The organism is Alistipes sp. 56_sp_Nov_56_25 (assembly GCF_001915285.1).
GTDB lineage: Bacteria > Bacteroidota > Bacteroidia > Bacteroidales > Rikenellaceae > Alistipes > Alistipes shahii.
Genome location: NZ_MNQF01000030.1, coordinates 1 through 17,748, shown reverse-complemented (window position 1 = coordinate 17,748; position 17,748 = coordinate 1). Strand labels below are relative to the sequence as shown.

The following is a 17,748-nucleotide window of genomic DNA, read 5'->3' as shown; positions in this document are numbered from 1 at the left end:
GCTCAAATACTCCTGTAAAATCAGATGACGCAACTGACGCGGTAAATAATGACGTGATAAGTCTGAATTCGTTGTTTGCTGCATAAGATTTACTCTTTTTTGTAAACCTTTTTCAGGACGGGACACATCAAGAAAATCGCCAAACCGAAGACGAAAAAGGACATCTTCGGACGCATGTTCGACATGATGCTGCCGTCGTCATCGCTCAAATTACACCTTTCGAAAATGAATATGTTCGGGATCGGCAACCGGATGATGCGCCGCATCATGAAGCGGAAAGGAATCGACTCGCTCGAAACGCTGCGCCGGCAGGCTATCGACAACGGCGTGGAATTCATCGCCTGCCAGATGTCGATGGAGGTGATGGGCGTCCAGCGCGAAGAATTGCTGGACAACGTGACCGTAGGCGGTGTTGCCACCTACATGGAGCGTGCCGGGAAAGCGAACGTGAACCTATTCATTTGAATCCATTATGACAACGCAGTTATCGAAAGGATACCGGCCGATGTTGTCGGGAACAGAAACCGGAGTCTCAGGCGGCTACCGGACACCTGTTGTAAAATTCCATGTATGACCGGACAAAAGTCGCATTCAATAAATTCATTTTCACAAATTCGCCACCGCCAGATTGTTCCGGCGGTGGCGAATTTGTTTTCAGAGATTCGTCGGATAGCCGTTCCTGCTTAAACGGCTATTAAGAATATATAACGATCATTCATAGTTTCAAAAATGGAATTTGACGGACAATCCGAAATTCCAGAATCCGGGATCAAAGAAGCCGTCATGTCCACCGCCGATCACGGCTCCGATCACAGGACGGTAATCCACCTCCAAAGAGATCGGGGCATTTTTGAAATGACAGCCGAAAGCGCAGGAGCCGGCCAGACCGAGTAAAAAACCCGAATCGTCAAAGTCATAAAGCCCCAAGGCTCCACCCACACCGGCATTCAGATACCAATCGCAAGTCCGGGGTGTCCAATTCCACCGGCAGCAGCGCCAATTATAGATTCCCGTAACGGACAGTCCTTCAAAATGAGGAGTCGCCAACGTGAATTGCAAAAAATTCCGAGACGAAAGATCGCGTTGATAAAGAAATTCCACGCCATCTCCCAACCGTAATCCCACGGCGTTTTTCTCTTGAGCCAAAACCGTCTCGAAAGCGAACAAACTGCAAACAAAAACCAATAAAATCTTTTTCATAAAACAATTATACGTATAACGATTTACATGGAATTATCACCGGCCACTCAATCGTCATCATCCTCGTCATCGTCGTAATCATCGTCATGATATCTCCCGTATTTCCGCTTCCCATATTTCGGGTGTTTCTTATACCCGTGCTTGTGCGGATGATACTTCCCATGTCGTTTGCAATAGGAGTCGTAATGCTCGTGCCAGTAATCGCTATGACAATGCACCCGATCATAGAACGGAGCACAATACGACGACTCGGGACCGATTCCCAGTTCGATCAGAATCCGCCCCCAGCCCTCACTCTTATAACGTCTGTAATAATCACAGATATCGCGCATGCTTCGTCCCGAGGTTCGGGCGATCTCCAGCGCAAGGCCCACATGCCCCCAATCTCTGCCGCAACGCCGGTAATAATTATTGAGCGATTCTGCCGAAATATCGTATTCCACGCAGAGGCGCCGACAGAAATCCGACAAATCGACCGAAGCATACCGATTGGCATTTCCGATAAAGACGGAAAGCCTGTTTTGTGCGGACAAAGAGCAAGCGAATACCGCAAAAAATAGCAGCAAACCGATTTTTTTCATAGGTAAATCGTTCTATTAAAACAGATGATATAATACGAACAGCTGCCAAGCGAATTTTTCATTTGCCTGTCGGCATGCCTATGCAAACGAATCTATTTCAGCAAAGTGCCGTCTTCCCGGATTTTGAGAATCACCTCCCTGCCATCTTCCGCTTCCAGCTCGATTCGATAATAATTCCCATCTGGTGTTTCTACCATTCCCGGCTCATCGTCGGCTTCATAACCGACATAATTATCGTTAATTGCCTGCTGGATCGCAGTTTTAACGGCTTCCGGAAGAGTATCCGGACTGATCTCCCAGGATGTGGAAAGCCAATTTCCGTTGTTGTCAAAAAGCACCTTCTTGGCAACTCCGTCGTGGATGATATCCACCTCAAACTGTCCGTGTTCCCGGTCCGTTTCTACGATTTCGGATGCCGCATATTTCTCCTGCAGAAAATTTTTCACCCCTTCGGGAAGTTCAACCGGCAGGTAATCCTCGGAATCATCCTCCGAATCTTCCACCGCCTTGATCAGAATTCCCTCCGCGTTGTAATAAAGATCCATTTCCCGCGAGCCCTGCTCCACCTCCAAAACATAGACCGGTTCCATGCTTTCACGTTCTATCATATCCACATCATCCGGCCTCCACGATCTATATTCGCTGTTCTGGAAGGCGTTTTTGACGGCTTCGGGCAAAGCCGCATAAGGCAGGTCCGTTTCGGTCATCAGCCAAACGGCATCGAAAGTAAACCAGGCCTCGGATTCATAATTCTGGTCCTGGAAATCCGCAATGTAATAATTACCCCGGGTTTTCCATTTCGGACTGGCTTCAGGATATTTTTGAGAAAACGCAGACTGCAATTTTTCGGGAACTTTCAAGTTGTCATCATCGTCATCACAACTTTGCATAGCCGCTCCGCATACTCCTAAAGCGAGCATCAGAAAATACATTTTCAGTTTCATAACAAAAATAATTTGAAGTTAGGTAAGACAAAGATATGAAACCCGAACCACATAAACAAATATCTGAAATTCACCTTCACATCGCTGAAAATCGGGCATCGGTCGAAAAATATTATCCGGATCGCATCATCCGATTCAAATCATACAACTTGTAATTATTCGCCTTTCAAAATTTTTCCACATTTGGATTTCTCGCCGGAAATCGCCATATTTATTATTTTGTCGTCAATACCAGTTCTCGTAGAAATATTCTAAAAAAAGATAGGATGGCTTTAGCCATCCTATCCCAGTGAGCAATCTCGTAATTTTGAACTTTTTATTTTAATGTTTTAACACATTATAGTAAGAGATTTTCACTCGAAATTATTTGTCGGTTGACAAATGCCTTCCACACATTGAAGCGTTACTGGTCTGACCGTTATTAGCGTTTCAACCGCATCTTCTTGTCCTTACCTTACACTTAATGGCGGAGCGGCGCGAATATTACAGATTATAGCATTCGCCTCATTTCCAGAGAAGATTCGGCACGGGACGTTCGGGCATTGCGCACGTCATCCGGAATGATCGTCCGGGAATATACGCTGGTTTCGGCCGGCTCGGTTCGGGTGGTCATCGTCAGGGTGTTCCCGCCATTCGTCAACTCGAAATCGTAGCCGTTGCCCCAGCTCTCGCCGTCGTCGTACACTCCGGTCAGCCGGGATCCGTCAATCGAATAACGCCCGGTGTATTTAGTGTAGTTCGACGTTTCGACCTTCTGATAAAGTCCGAACGTCGCTGCCGAAGTGAATTCGACGTATACCTCGAATCCTTCGGGAGCACTCTCCGACCAGGAAGTGAGGCGCCATTCGCCTACGATTTCCGACTGAATGTTGGGGGCATCGTCGTCATCCGAACAGCTTGCGGCGAAAATGCCGAGCAGGGAGAAAACGAGCAGATGATAAAGATGTTTTTTCATTGCAAGCACTGTTTTTATAACCAACCTCCGTTTGCTGCGCCGGCCGAACGGGCGATGACGGCGAATTCCTTGGTGATGACCATGCCGCCCATCACGACGCCCGTTCCGGGTTTCGTACCGCCGGCTATCGCCGAAACCTTGATTTTGGCCGATCCGGGTTTCGTGCATTTGATCATCAGTTTTCCATTATACATTTTGGGAGCCGCCTTAATACCAAGCTTTTCCATGTCCTTGGCCGACATCTGGATATCGGTGTAGGTAAGGTCTTCGGCACCCTGTCCGAAATGCTGCGTCAGCGGAATGAGCTGCACCTCGCCCAATGCGACCCGCAGACAGGGCGTCCCTTCGATCTGCATGAGCAACTGATAAGCGTCCGTAATGCCGGTGCCCATTTTGCCGCGGTAAATCGACACGTCGGCGATCGTGGCCTTCGAGCCTTCGCCCAGCCGGGAGTCGATTTCATTGACCGAGGTGAGCAGCATGGTCTTGAATTCGTCGAGCGAGTATCTCTTCCCTTTCTCCAGGGCATAGGAGAGGCCGAGTGCGGCTACGCCCGAGACGTGCGGGCAGGCCATCGAGGTTCCCTGCATGTAGCCGTAATCCGCTCCGTTGCTCGTTTCGGAGCAAAGCGTCGAAAGGACGCCGGCTTTCTCCCCACCGCTCAAACCGCTCGTTTCGCCGCCGGGAGCCGCGATATTACAGCCGGAACCGTAGTTGGTATAATTGGCCGGCAGGTAGTCGGGCGAGAACGAGGTGACGGAGATATAATCACGATAGCCTGCCGGATAGCCGGACATGGCTGTCGATTCGTTGCCGGCGGAAAAAATGATCAGTCCGCCGTCGAGGGCCTCGCAGTTCTTCTGGGCGGCGAAGTACTGAAGCGCCTCGTAATCCATCGGCGATTGTTTGATGAACATGTTGTCCGACGTGTATATTCCCGCCTTGATGCCCCACGAGCACTGGAGAATGGAGGCACCGTGATCCGCGGCGTATTTTACGGCACGGCTCGACACGAGGGCGTCACCCGTCAGGTCTCCCGAGAAGATCTGACACGACATGAGACGCACACCGTCTCCCTTGCCCGTACCTCCGGCCACGCCGCAGACGCCGATGCCGTTGTTATTGACGGCGGCTACCGTGCCCGCAACGTGCGTTCCGTGTCCCGAATCGCCCTTCTGACCCCATGAAATGGGACCGTCGGTGACGAAGTTCCATCCGTGTATATCCTGCTTCCCGTACTCGGGCGAAGGGTTCGGATTGATCCACATGTTGGCCGCCAGATCCGGATGAGTGTATTTCACCCCTTCGTCCACGATGGCGACGATGACTTCGGGATTACCTGCCGTGAGCTTCCATGCGTCGGCCACATTGATGTCGGCTCCGGCCACCGATGTAGTGGCAACGGCCTGGTCGGCATTGTTGATGTAATGCCACTGCCAGAAAAGATTCGGGTCGTTGAAATCCGCTGTAACCAAAGCGCGGGTCTGGCCGTTCGCCGTTGCTTGAAACGGATAGGTTTTGCAGTCGGAAGCCCGGTAGAGACGGGTGCGGAACTGTACTTTCGAGATTTCGGCGACACCAGCGAGTCTCTCCGCCGCCTTGTCGAGATCCTCCTCCGATGCGAACCGGAGCACATACCATCTGTGAAGCCCTGCCGCACGGGTGCGGGCCTCGTGTTCGCCGGCTTCGGGGAAGACGCGCTCCAGCGAGGTGACGTGCAGGTCGTTCAGGATGTCATCGACGGATTCGATGCCCGAACGGGTCAGCGCCGAACGGGTCTTGGCCGCATTCAACGCATTCTGTTCGAGACTGGGAATGGCTTCTTCGCCAAATTTTACGATGAGCGAACCGGCCACGGCGTCGTCCGACGTATTGCAGATTTTGCCCGAAGTCTCGATTTCGGGAGCGGAATCCCCGCGGTTCGGTATTTCCTGCATGGGATCCGTCGAGCAGGCGGCCAGCAGCAGGGAGGCGAAAATCAGGAGTTTCGTTTTGTTATGCATATATCATGCTGATTTTTGAGTCCGGCAGGTTGTTTTTGGCTTGAAAAAAAGGAGAGGCCGACACTTGCCGGACGACCGGCCTCTCCCGATCCGATATTACTTGAGCGTGATTTCGGCAGCAGCCGTTTTCCGGAAGCGGAGTTCCGATCCCGAACCGTTCGCACGCTGCACAGCGTCGCTGAATCCGACCGTAGCCCTTACGACTTTCGCTTCAGGAGCCGATGCGGGCAGGAATCCTTTCGCATAGTCGGTCGGTACGGTTTTGACGGAACCGCGTTCTGCGGAAACGGAGAATTCGAGCCGTTCGACGTAATTCCGCGGCTGCCGGAGTCCTGCGGCCATTCGGCGCAATTCTGCAATCCGCTCTGCGGCCAGTTCGGGAATGCCGCCCATATCCTTGGCGGGATCGACGAGCAACATGTCCGTAAGGATCGAATAGGGGGTCGTCGTACTCAACGTATACAGATAACGGAACGTGGCCCCCTGCTCGACATAGTTCGGGGTGGGCACGAAATAGATGTAACCGTCGGCCACGGCGCCTCCGATGAACGGATAATTGACCGCATAGAGGGCTTCGGGGTTCTCCTCCGAGACGCAGCCGGCGAGGATGTCCTCTCCGTTGATGACACCGATCGGCGTTTGCGAAAGAAGCGGGGAGATAGCGCCGGTTATGCCTGCGAGCGGAGCAGTGGAGGGAACGTAGACCGCCGGAATCCGACCGCCTTCGTCAAACTCGACCCCGGGGAGTCCCGTGATGGTCAGCAGATCGGCCGAACTGTCGTCCGCCGGATCGTCTTCGATGGTCACCGTGCCGATCTTCCGGCGCATCGGCTTCTCATCCATGACGTTGACGGCATAATAGTTCCATTCGGTCGAAATCAGGTACTCCTTCGAGGGCTGCTCTTTCTGCGGCAGGAAGTCCGAGTAGAGGAACTCGCTCTCCAATCCCGGGTTGTATACACCGGTGGTCTTGATGGATGCCGTGAAGAGTTTGCTGGCATATCCGTTGTAAGCCAGTCCGGCGAACGTGTACTCCGTGTCGCCGTTCAGCCCCGTGAGCATGACGCTGTAATGTCCGCCGTTGATGGCGTCGAGCTGCTCTTTGGTGAAATCCTTGCCCTCCTCTTTGAGGAAAGCCGTCATGTCCAATCCTTGGATGTCTTTTGTCTTGAAGACTCCGTGTTTGACAGATTCAATCCCCTCGCCATAGGCCCAGAATTTCGCCGCATTGTCCGTCGTAATGCCTTGTCCCGCGAATTCGTTCGTGGCTTCGAGCCCGATGTTGAGAATGACGGAAACCTTGTCCTCGTCGCCCTTGGCGATATATCCGAACGAAATGGAGGCGTAGCCCTGCATTTTCAGATTCTGCGACGCCGTTTCGCCGCCCTCCGGATTCGCCTCTTCGTCCGAACCGTAGATGCAGCCTACAAGCGTGTACTTGCCGGTGCCGCCTTCCAGATCCTGAACGGAAATCGTCCCCGAAGCGGTGATCGTCTTGATGAGTTCCGCGGCGATCTTGCCATCGGCCATCTCCTGTGCCTTGAGGCTCGCCTCGCCGTCGCTCAAATTGCCCGTGAAGATCGCATAGCGGAACTCTCGGGTGTCCTCGGAGAGGATGGCGCCGATTTCGACGACACCGTCTGCGGGTTCGCTTTTGGTGAGGGCCACCGAGTAGTCGTAGACCCTGGCTCCAGGAAGCATGATCCGCTGCAGGCCGTTTGCGTTGGCATAGAAGAATTTTCCGGCATATTCACCTTCGCTCGGTTCGAGCACGATACCCTGCGCCGGGAAGGTAATCACGCCGTTCTTGAGCGTGCCATATTGTCCGGCCGATTCGTCCATGGCGAAATTTTCCGGTGTTTGCGATGCGATGTACCACTCGCCCATATCGGCAAAGAGGGTCAGACCGGTCGATTGGTAGGGATAATAGACCTTGTTCGGATCCGAGGCATCGACATAGGTCCAGACGTTGCGGTTCTCGTGGTTTACCTGTCCTCCGGCGAAGATGTTCATCAGCTCCGGAGTGTAGGCTTTCATGCGGTAATAGCCCTTCTTGTCCGAACGCTCGTAGATTTCAAGTTCAATTTCAGGATTCGGATTAGCATTGGGGTTGTCTATCGACGCGAAGTTGCCCAGAATGTCGTCGCGGTAGCGGCCTTTGGTCTCACCGGTCTTTTCGTCGGTGACCAATTCCCATTTGGCCAGCACGAGCGATATCGAAAGGTTCACCTTATCGGCACCGTAGATCGAAGCGTAGCGCGGATCTTCGATGTTGATATCGCAGGTGTAGGTCGTGCCCATTTGGGCTCCGGGGAAACTGATCGTAAAGGTCGTCTCGTCCTCTCCGGCATCGAATGCGATCGGCTCGACGACGAAAATATCCTCGACGTTGGACTTCACGACGACCGGAACGACGATCGGATCCACGGTGTTGCGCCGTTTGACCGTATAGGTCGCTTCGGTCTGGGTTCCCGGTTCGAACTCCAGATCGGTCCGGGTAGCCTGCTTCTTCGGGAAGTAGACACCGTAGCAATCGGGATTCTCCGCGGTTCCCTGCGTATAGTTCACGTCGTCCTCGCAGCCGGCAAGGACAAGAAGTGCCAGCAGGAACGGTAATATATGCTTGAATGTCTTCACGGTAATTTGCTTTTAGATTTGACAGCTTGATCGCAGATGGTCATCACCCGTTCCACGGCTTGACCGTTTGCGAAGGATCGGGATTGTTCTGCGTGGCGATGACGGGGTTGTTCTGCGTCTCACCGCGCGAGATCACGAAGTTCCAGTAGGGTGCACGGCCTTCCGTATTCAGCCGGTACGAGGCAGGAGAGTTGGTTCCCACATAGCCCCGTCGGGTGGACATGTCGAGCCGCTTCATGTCGAACATGACGATGCCTTCGCCCCAGAACTCGATGCGCTTCTGAAGCATCAGCTCGTTGGTGAAATTTTCAACCGACGACGACATGTTCGTACAGTCGTAACCTCCGCCCACAATGCGGTAATTGTTCATGAACTCATTGAGCAGCCGAATTCCTTCGCCAAGATTTTCATGCGCCTTGGCCTCGGCCTCGATGAAGTACATCTCCTCGACGCGCATGTAGGGATGGTCTGCGGCTCCGCCGACCTTGAAATCCTCATAAGCGCCCTGCGCCGGACGGAACTTGATGTTCGCGTAATCGGGCAGTTCATTGAAGTATTCCTTGCCCTCTTTACGGCAGCTTTTGTAGTCGTAGGACTCCTTCTCCGGGTCTTTGCGGTCGGGATCGAGCCACGAATGGCGGCGGAAGTCGCGCAGGTCGATACTGTTGTAGAGGTTGCTGTTGATGCAGCGGCAGGCGTCGTTTCCGTAGGCGCTCCACGCATTCTCCGTACTCATGTGCGCCGTGAAGCAGAACAGGTTGGCAACGCTCTCGCTCGGAAGCGCAAGGCCCCAGATCCAGGCATTGTTCGACATGGCGCTGTTGAAGCCGTTCGAGGGGTCTTCCCACTGCTCCTGCGTCAGGGGTGTACAGCCGCTGGCGTTAATGGCCAAGCGGGCGTACTCGGCAGCGGAAACATAGGCTTCGGCGTCGTTCTTGGCCGTACCGCGCTCAAGCCAGGCCCGGGCTTTCAGTCCGTAGACCAGCGCCGGACTGATCGTATACTTGTCGGGAGCCGTAAAGCCGCTCAACAGTTCTTCGGCCTTGTCCAGGTCGGGGAAGATCACTTGATCGTAGATGTCGTCGACCTTGGCACGGGGGTTGTTCTTGGCCTCGGCCTCGGTAGTCTCGGGCAGTACGATGGGCACGCCCAGCCCGAGAACCCCGGGCGCTTCGGTGTAATTGTTCTCCTTGAACTCGTACAGACGCACCAGATCGAGGTAGAACATGGCCCGATAGGCGTAGGCGAAGCCCAGATAGGACTTCTGCGTGGCGTCGAGCGTCGCGAAATCCGAGGCGTCGATCTGTTTGATGACGTTGTTGGCCGCCATGATCCACGCATAGTAGTTGTCCCACGTGAGTGCACCCACGGCATAGTCGGCGCCGAGCGCTTCGTTGGTTCCCCACTGTGCGAACCAGTCGTAACCGATATTGCCGCCGATGGCGACGTCGCCCGTCATGGATTCCGTGGCGATATGGATGGCCGGCAGGGCAAAATCCCAAGCTTGGCCATCCTTTGCATAGCCTGCGGAACCGGCCTGTACGAGCGAGGCCGGAATGCCTTCTATCAGCGTTTCGAGGGTGACCTGATCCTCGGTGGCTATTTCATAGGGGTCGGCTTCTTTGATGCAGCTGCTTGCCAGCAAAGCTGCCGCCAGCGTCGCGAGCGTTATGTTTGTCGCTTTTTTCATATGCATGTCGTTTGTCGTAAAGTGTTTGAGGCCGATTAGAATTGGATGTTGATGCCGCCCGAAATCGTTCTTACAGGCGAATAGGTGGCCTGGCTCGTCGCTCCCGAATAAGAGTAGCGGGGATCGAATCCCTGACGTTTGGACCAGTACCAGACATTCTCGCAGGCAAGGTAGACGCGCACCTTCTCGATTCCGACCTTCTTGGTGAAATTCGACGGCAGCGTGTAGCCGAAGTTGATGTTCTGCAGGTTCAGGTAGCTGGCGTCCATAAGGAAGCGATCAGACATACCGTTTTGATCCTTATCTTCATACTGCAAACGCGGGATGTTCGACGACGTATTGTCCGCCGACCATGCGTCGAGCATGTCTTTGTGCCAGTTCATACCCGTCGTCTTGTTGGCCGGCGAGTACATGGCCGCCGCATAGCCCGAGTCGTAGGCCAGACCGCCGATCTGGTAGGTGAAGGCCACGCTCAAGTCGAAGCCCCGGAAATTGACGCTCGTGCCGAAACCGCCGTAGAGATCGGGAATCGGGTCGCCGCAGAGATAGTCCGATGCCTTGGCATATTCAGTCGTCGTGACGCGCTTGCCCGTCGGGTTACCCTTGTCGTCGGTTTCGTCCATGTACCACATCGAAAGGCCCTCGTCCGAAACCCCGGCATATTTTCTCATGTAGAAAGTGTACATCGGCAGTCCTTCTCCGAAGAAAGTGGAGCCGCTCACGTAACCGGAGTAGCCATCGACCTGCTTGGTCCGCCGTTCAGAAGGCAGCATGGTGATCTTGTTGCGCAGGTGCGTCATGTTGAGATTGATGTCCCACTGGATATGCTCCCGCCGGATCGGCGTAAAGTTCAGCTCGATTTCGACGCCGCTGTTGCGCATGTCGCCCACGTTGGCGTAGTAGGACGAATAGCCCAGCGACGGAGCTACCGGGAACGACAGCAGCATGTCGGTCGTCTTGCGGAGGAAATATTCGACGCCTCCGGAAACCGTACCGCGCAGGAAGCTGAACTCCACACCGGCGTTGAAGTTGGAGTTGGTCTCCCAGGTGATGTTCTCGGATCCTTTGGCGTTGAAGACGGTCGAGACCTTTCCGTTGGCGTTTTCGATCGTGTAGGTGTTCGTGTAGCGGAAGTTACCGATGTTGTCGTTACCCTGCGAGCCGATCGAGGCCTTCAGCTTGAGATTGTCGAGCCATTCATAGGTGCTCTCCATGAAATTTTCCTTCGAAATGATCCATGCGCCGCCCAGCGACCAGAAGTTACCCCAGCGATGGTCGGGGTGGAAACGCGAAGAAGCGTCGCGGCGATAGGAGGCCGAGGCGAAATATTTGCCTGCGTAATCGTACATGACGCGGGCGAAATAGCCCTCGTTGTTGTACTCCCTCCGGTAGGAGCCGGCTCCCTGTTTGTCGATGATCGCCCCGGCCAGTTCGTCGTTGTCCTGCGTCAGCATGTTGCTTTTGGAAGCCGACAACAAGTAAATGCGGTTCTGGTAGGACTCGTGACCCAGCATCACATTGAGGTTATGGTGGCCGATCTGCTTGGTGTAGTTGAGAATCTGCTGCAGGTTGAGGTCGAAATTCCGCTGATGCCCTTTCGAGACCATGCCTTTTTCGCTGGCGAACTGTCCGAACCAGGGATTCGTAACCGAGGTGGAGCGGGTTTCGTCGAGCGAAACGCCGGCGTTGAACGTGAACTTGAAATCCTTGAGGAAGGTGACGTCGATATATCCCGTACCGTTGAAAGCATTGCCTTCGGCTTCCTGTTTGTTGAGACGCGAATCCGAGAGGGCGTTGCTGTTGGGGAAGAGCGAACGCTCCATACCGGCATTGTCGCCGTTGCCGTAGTCGTAGAGCTTGATGCCGTCCTCGTTGTACATGACATTACCCTCGCCGTCGCGGATGTAGAGCGGATAGATCGGACCGACGGCCGTCGTATAAGCGAAAACGTTGCCCGACGAGTTACCGGCGCCGCTGTCGTCGATCTGGTTGTAGCGGAAATGCGTGTAGTTGGCATTGGCGCCGAACTTGAGCCACTTCTTGGCCTGATAGTCCACGCGCAGACGGGCCGTATAACGATCCATGTCCGAGTTGTAGGCGATACCTTCGTTGTTCAAATAGCCGAACGATCCGTAGATCGAGGCGTTCCCGGTCTGGCCGGAGATCGAAGCGTTGTACTCCTGACGCAGGGACGAGCGGAAAGCCGCATCGGTCCAGTCGTCGGGACGGATGTAGTACTCCTTGCCCTCATAGACGAGACGGCGGCCGAGAGTCGCAGCGGGATTGACCTTACCGTTGATGCCGATGAACTCCTGCCCGGAAGGAACCGTATAGACCATATAGCCCAGACCTCCGTCATTCGCATTGGCCGTCAAATTCGTATTGGCGCGCAAATGGGCCTCGCCGATACTCATTCCCGAATTGACATAGTAGTTTTTCAGCGCACTGTAATGCAGTTCGTAGAATTGTGCCGGGTTGGTGATGTACGCATAATCCTGGACGGCGCGCGAATTGACGCCCCACTTGGCGTCGATTGTCACGTGAGCCTCCTGCGACTTGGCCTTTTTGGTGGTGATCATCACCACGCCGTTGGCGCCGCGGGCGCCGTACAGCGAGTTCGAGGCGGCGTCCTTCAGCACGGTCATCGACTCGATGTCGCTCGGATTGAGGTTGTTCAGGTCACCCGAGTAGGGCATGCCGTCCACGATCCAGAGCGGATCGTTGCCGGCGTTGAGCGAGCTGAAGCCGCGGATGCGGATTTTCGGACTCTCTCCCGGCTGTCCCGAGGTGTTGGTCAGCTGCACGCCCGCGACCTTTCCGGCCAGAGCCTGCGCTACGTTCGACTGCTGCGACTTGGCGATGTCGTCCGATTTGATGACGGTCGCCGAACCGGTGAAAGCCTCCTTTTTTGCCGTACCGAACGCTACGACGATCACGTCGTCGATAGCCTGTGTGTTCTCTTTCAGCACGACGTCGATCCGGGTTTGCGTCCCCACCTTGATCGTGTGGGACTGATAACCCATGAACGACACGACCAGCACATTGTCCGGTGCGGCTTTGATCGAAAAACTGCCGTCCGCACCGGAGGTCGTACCCTTCGTAGTGCCTTCGACCAGAATGGTGGCGCCGACGATGCCGGCCCCCGCATGATCTTTGACCGAACCCGTAATTTCCCGTTCCTGCGCATGGGCGGACAGGAGCAGGCCGAGAACAGCCATCAATGATAGAAAGATTTTTTTGGTCATAAATGCGCCATTTTAACGCTGGTAAAAAAATTGATTATAGAAAATTTGCCGTCTTCGTGTTCCGGCCCGGAGCCGAAACATATCCCCTCCCCTTCCGGAAGCCCGGAGGGGGGGGGATGTCATCCGCCTGTCCGGTCACCGAACCGGCCGGATCGCAATTTGTAGAAATCGTCTGCAAGGTCGTTCGGCTTCGAGCCCGAATACTTGGCAGCCTTGCCCCGGAATTCGATGATCAAGGTGTTTCCGGTTCCGGTCGGATCAGGGTTCCATGTACTGAATACTCCCCAATCGACCATCGAGAATTTGAAGATCCACTCCTTATTCTCCTGCTTGACGGTTACTGCCGCCTTCTCGGGACACCGCATGCAGTACTTATCCTTGTCGGAATATCCGTACCCGTTATATGAGGACAGATACATATACTGGAACCTGAGGTTCCATTTGCAATTCGTGCCTTCCGCAGGCAGGTCGATCTCTCCTTCATGGTCGAGGTAGCTGTCCGGCAGGAAAAACATCGGAGTAGTATTATCCGCATCGATACTCTCGGTGAAAGCATTCCGGAAATAGAAGCAATATCCCGATACCTTCTCGCCGGTATAACTATCCCGATAAGCCGGGTCGTGCCGCACCTCCATCGCCGTAACGGGCCAATACAGCATGTCCTTGTTATCCTTGTCCAGGAATTTGATATAGGGCTCGAACGGTTTGACGGGCTTCAATGTTTCTTCATCCATTGCGTCGGCCGTCGCAGCCGTCGGCACACCGTAGTATTCGGCTTCGACCCCGATGCCGTTTTTCAGCGTCAGATTTACCCGCAGATAAATCTCCTTGCCGCCAGCGGGATTGGGATGGGTCTCGATCGTACCGGTCAGTCCCGCATCCTCGCCGTAGTAGGTCTGATAGGTCTTGTGGTCGTAGAGCCGGAACCAGTAATCGGAGGTCTGCGCCGCAACGTCGATCACGCCGTCGAACTTGGCCGCCAGCACCCGCACATACGCAGCCCAATGACCTTTGGCGAGATCGGCCGGGGCTGCGGCCGTTTCGGCATCGCCCAAAGCGAATACGTAGCTGCCGACCTGCGGCTCCTGCGAGAAGAGCGCGGCGATCGGGGCCTCGGCTGCGGCCGCAGCCTCGCCTCCGGCTGCCGGCTCCGTCACCTTGATCGTATTGGTGGCCGCATAGCCTCCGGCGAACGTGCCTTCGTAGGCGGCACGCAGGCGCTTCCCGTCTTTCGAAGCGTCAAGCGCGACGATGAGCCCCTCGATCGTGCCGAATTTATCCGTCAGGTACTTCGCCGTCAGCGTTCCGGTCGTCCCGGCGCCCGTTGCGAATTCACCGCAGCGAATCTGCACCTTCGCGGGATCAGCTGTCGCAAGGTCGATTTCCTCCGTTCCGAACAGCTCCTCGGCAAGCAGAATCTCCACGCCCGCAGCCCCCTCCTCGGGAGCGGCCAGGCCCTCTTGCTCGTAGAGGCAGAAGCGGCGGTTGCCTTCGCGGACATTGCGCCACTCGACGACGCTTCCGACGGCGGCGATCCGATTGTCGATCTCGTATTGGTTCGTCAGTTCGACGTCACGCTCTTCCGTACAGGTATTCTGGTAACGGGCGATCAGCGTCTTGCCGCTCTTCAATTCGACGTAGGTATAGAGATTGAGCCGGGTTTCCGTCACCAGATCGGCGGAGAGTTCTACGCTCGCGACGTCGTTCATCGTCGTCTTTTTCACCGAAATATCCTTGTATTCGATTTCGAACGGATCGGAGGCCGTGTTCACGGTGCCCTTGGGGCTCTCCACCATCACGCGCAGATAATCGTCGGCCTGTTTCATCTGCTCGGCATTGATCAGCCCCTCGGTCGGCGAGAGGTAAAAGGTGTGGCTGCCGTCTTCTTCAGCGACATAGATCGCCGACTTGATGCCGACGAGATCGCCTCCGTCGTACTGGATTTGATCGGTCAGAGTTACAGGAGGCTTCTTCCCGGGGTTGGGATCGTCGTTGGGATCGTCGTCATCGCATGCACCCAGCATGGCTGCCGATGCGAGCAACGCGCACGCCAGCGCGCGCAGTCTGTAATGGGTCGAGTTTTTCATAACGATTGTTTTTAATAGCGCGGGGTTCGGGAAAACCCCGCGCTATCCGGTTTTTCTGTTGTCATTCGGTCATTCCGGCCTTGCGGAACATGATGCCCGGCAGTTCTTCGGCCAGACGGCTCATCGGAACCGACGGAGCCGGCAGGCGGCGAAGCAGTCTGGGCGGTTCGAGATGATCCTTCTCTGCCGCAGCACGCCCCGTTTGGCTTACGACAGGGCCTTCCCACGTTCCGCGCACATGATGCTTGCGCACGCAGATGCCGTCGACCTCGAACCGGTACCAGTTCTCCTTGCCTTCGCCCTCGACCTTGGTGATCGTAACCTGACCGTCGTAGAGCAGGGCGTGTCCGTCCATGTATTCGAAGATCTTGTTGTCATCTCCCCACATCGAATAAGTCTGGTGCATCCACCGGCTGCCATGCAGACCGCCGTCCAGCATAATGCCGCGCATCATGACGCCGGGTTTGATGTATGCCGGCCAGCGCTGTTCGGTCACCTCGTAGGTTCCCGGAGTGATTTCGTTCTCCTTGCCCGGCTCGGTGGTAAGTTCCACACGGACGATGTCACCGCCCGGCTCGCGATCCACGAAGTCTTCGAGATGGTCTCCTACCCATTCGATACCGATATTGATGAATTGCAGACCGCATCCGTAGGAACTGATCGGTTTGTAGCCGATGCCTTGGATATAGACCTGATCCGAAGTATAGTAATGCGCCTTTTTGATCTTCGACAGATCCATGTCGTAGTCACGCTCGAGCGTCGAGGTGCCGTCGTCATCGGACTTGTCGTCGGATGCGTCGGTGATCGGAATGACTCCGGTGTACGAGCCCTTGAGGGTAAAGCCGTCCTTCGAGGTAAGGTTGAACTCGATCTTGTATACCGGTTCTATTTTGCCGTCTTCGCCTTGGGCCGTACCGGCGGCCTCGATCTTGATGATGCCCTCCTTTCCGTAGGAAAATTGTCCGAAAGAGGTTCCGTCGTCCAACTGGACATAAGTGCCGAGCGGGAATACCAGCCCCTCCATCGGAATTTCCACGGCGGGCATCCACGACCCCCATTGGAACGAGGTGTTGGCCAGATATTCGTGGGGCTTGATCACGGCTTCCTTCGGATTGCCGAACAGGTCGTTGAATACGACGAGCGCAGCGGCGAGACCGCCCTGCCCCTCCTCCGTGTCGTAGGTTTCGTCGTAAATGTTGATCTGCATCATGCCGGTACCTGCTTCGAGCATGTTGCCGTAATAGGTCGCGGTGGCGCTGAATCCGACCACTTCCACGTCGCGTCCGATCTGCGGCAGGTAGAAGCCGCCGTCCTCCGGCTGATCGACGATCTGGAGCTGTCCCTCGTAGACGATGCTCTTTTCGGAACCGTCCGTATCGACGAAACGAAGCGAAACGCTCCAGACGTCACCCTCGCGGGAGACTTTCAACGGCTCTCCCGAAACCAGCGACAACTGGGTCTTATTGCCTTCGGCGTCGATATACTGAACACCGGTATATTGGGACGTGAACGTGTGATCCTCGTTGAGCTGGCTGGCCATATATTCACCCTCGGGAAGCGTGTAGGCATCTTCGCCCGGAACCGCATAGAGGTCGGCCACGAAAAGGTAACCCGCCTCTTTGAGCGTCACCCGCCCTTTGGATACGGTATGCTCGGCATCCGTGAAGGCCATATAATAGTTGTGCGACTCCACGCCCTTGACCGGGCCGAGGTACCACGACAGCGGAACTTTATCCAGCAACACCTTGTCTGCATCATCTCCCTCCTCCGAAGCGTCGGAATTCTTGCACAGTCCGTAATAGGCGACCGTCAGCGTTTTTCCGCCGGTTTCGATTGCGGCCGAAATGCGGGCGACGCGGGCCGAGAGGAATTCGACCGAGAGAACTGCTTTCGAGGCTTCTCCGACGTTCGAGGAGTTTACGTCGATCTCCCCATAGGCGATTCCGTTGCCGGCAACCGCAAAATCGACGGCTCCGGAAGGTTGTTTGACGGTAATTTTGACGGCATCGTCGGCGATCAGCATGCCGTCCACATCCACAAGCCCTGCCGTCGGCGAGAGATAGATCGTATAGACGGAGGCAGCTTCCGAAGCATCTGCCTTTTCGCCGTTTCCGGGTGTCTCGACCGAGTAGACGGCGGATTTGATTTCCCGTACGACACCGTTGCAGATCAGGGCATTCCCGCTTTCTGGCATGTCGGGGTTGCCGGATGAAGTGGAATCGTCGTCCGAACATGAATTCAGTACGGACGCTCCTGCCATGCAAAGCATGGCCAGAAAGGATAGGTACAACTTTTTCATAGGATGAGATTTAATGAACCGGCTTCCCGGTTTGGCTTTCGGATGTGATAAGCATAATGAAATGCCATACTTAAAACAGTCGATACAATCTACAAAATGAAACCCTG

Annotated in this window: 10 protein-coding genes and 1 pseudogene; 1 reads left to right on the top strand and 10 read right to left on the bottom strand. The window is 55.0% G+C overall.

Features of this window, described 5'->3' with window-relative positions:
- Positions 1-126: 126 nt before the first annotated feature.
- Positions 127-465: pseudogene (locus tag BHV64_RS08215) on the top strand (DsrE/DsrF/DrsH-like family protein); the annotation flags it as partial.
- 258 nt (positions 466-723) lie between these two features.
- Here BHV64_RS08215 and BHV64_RS08210 read toward each other — a convergent pair.
- The 10 genes from BHV64_RS08210 to BHV64_RS08165 form a co-directional block, all read right to left on the bottom strand.
- Positions 724-1,200 (bottom strand): hypothetical protein, encoded by a 477-nt coding sequence (locus tag BHV64_RS08210; protein ID WP_015547143.1) that lies wholly within the window; start codon positions 1,198-1,200, stop codon positions 724-726.
- 47 nt (positions 1,201-1,247) lie between these two features.
- Positions 1,248-1,781 carry a hypothetical protein gene (locus tag BHV64_RS08205; protein ID WP_015547142.1) on the bottom strand — a complete coding sequence of 178 codons (534 nt, stop codon included), beginning with the start codon at positions 1,779-1,781 and terminating at the stop codon, positions 1,248-1,250.
- A 92-nt stretch (positions 1,782-1,873) separates the two neighbouring features.
- Positions 1,874-2,725, bottom strand: coding sequence for a PepSY-like domain-containing protein (locus BHV64_RS08200; RefSeq protein WP_118407030.1), 852 nt, complete (start codon positions 2,723-2,725; stop codon positions 1,874-1,876).
- 490 nt (positions 2,726-3,215) lie between these two features.
- On the bottom strand, positions 3,216-3,680 hold the full coding sequence (locus tag BHV64_RS08195) for a lipocalin family protein (RefSeq protein WP_015547140.1): 465 nt from the start codon (positions 3,678-3,680) through the stop codon (positions 3,216-3,218).
- 14 nt (positions 3,681-3,694) lie between these two features.
- The gene (locus BHV64_RS08190) at positions 3,695-5,683 is read right to left on the bottom strand and encodes a S8 family peptidase (RefSeq protein ID WP_217727379.1); all 1,989 of its coding nucleotides are present in this window, start codon (positions 5,681-5,683) and stop codon (positions 3,695-3,697) included.
- Positions 5,684-5,779: 96 nt separating this feature from the next.
- Entirely contained in the window at positions 5,780-8,320 is a 2,541-nt protein-coding gene (locus BHV64_RS08185) for a hypothetical protein (RefSeq protein ID WP_217727380.1), read from the bottom strand.
- 43 nt (positions 8,321-8,363) lie between these two features.
- Positions 8,364-10,010 (bottom strand): RagB/SusD family nutrient uptake outer membrane protein, encoded by a 1,647-nt coding sequence (locus BHV64_RS08180; RefSeq protein WP_015547138.1) that lies wholly within the window; start codon positions 10,008-10,010, stop codon positions 8,364-8,366.
- A gap of 35 nt (positions 10,011-10,045) precedes the next feature.
- Positions 10,046-13,228, bottom strand: a complete 3,183-nt coding sequence (locus BHV64_RS08175) for a SusC/RagA family TonB-linked outer membrane protein (protein ID WP_253092034.1) — start codon at positions 13,226-13,228, stop codon at positions 10,046-10,048.
- Positions 13,229-13,374: 146 nt separating this feature from the next.
- The gene (locus tag BHV64_RS08170) at positions 13,375-15,342 is read right to left on the bottom strand and encodes a hypothetical protein (protein ID WP_288115722.1); all 1,968 of its coding nucleotides are present in this window, start codon (positions 15,340-15,342) and stop codon (positions 13,375-13,377) included.
- A 61-nt stretch (positions 15,343-15,403) separates the two neighbouring features.
- A complete protein-coding gene (locus tag BHV64_RS08165; RefSeq protein ID WP_288115721.1) occupies positions 15,404-17,641 on the bottom strand; it encodes a hypothetical protein in 2,238 nt (745 codons plus the stop codon).
- Positions 17,642-17,748: the final 107 nt, after the last annotated feature.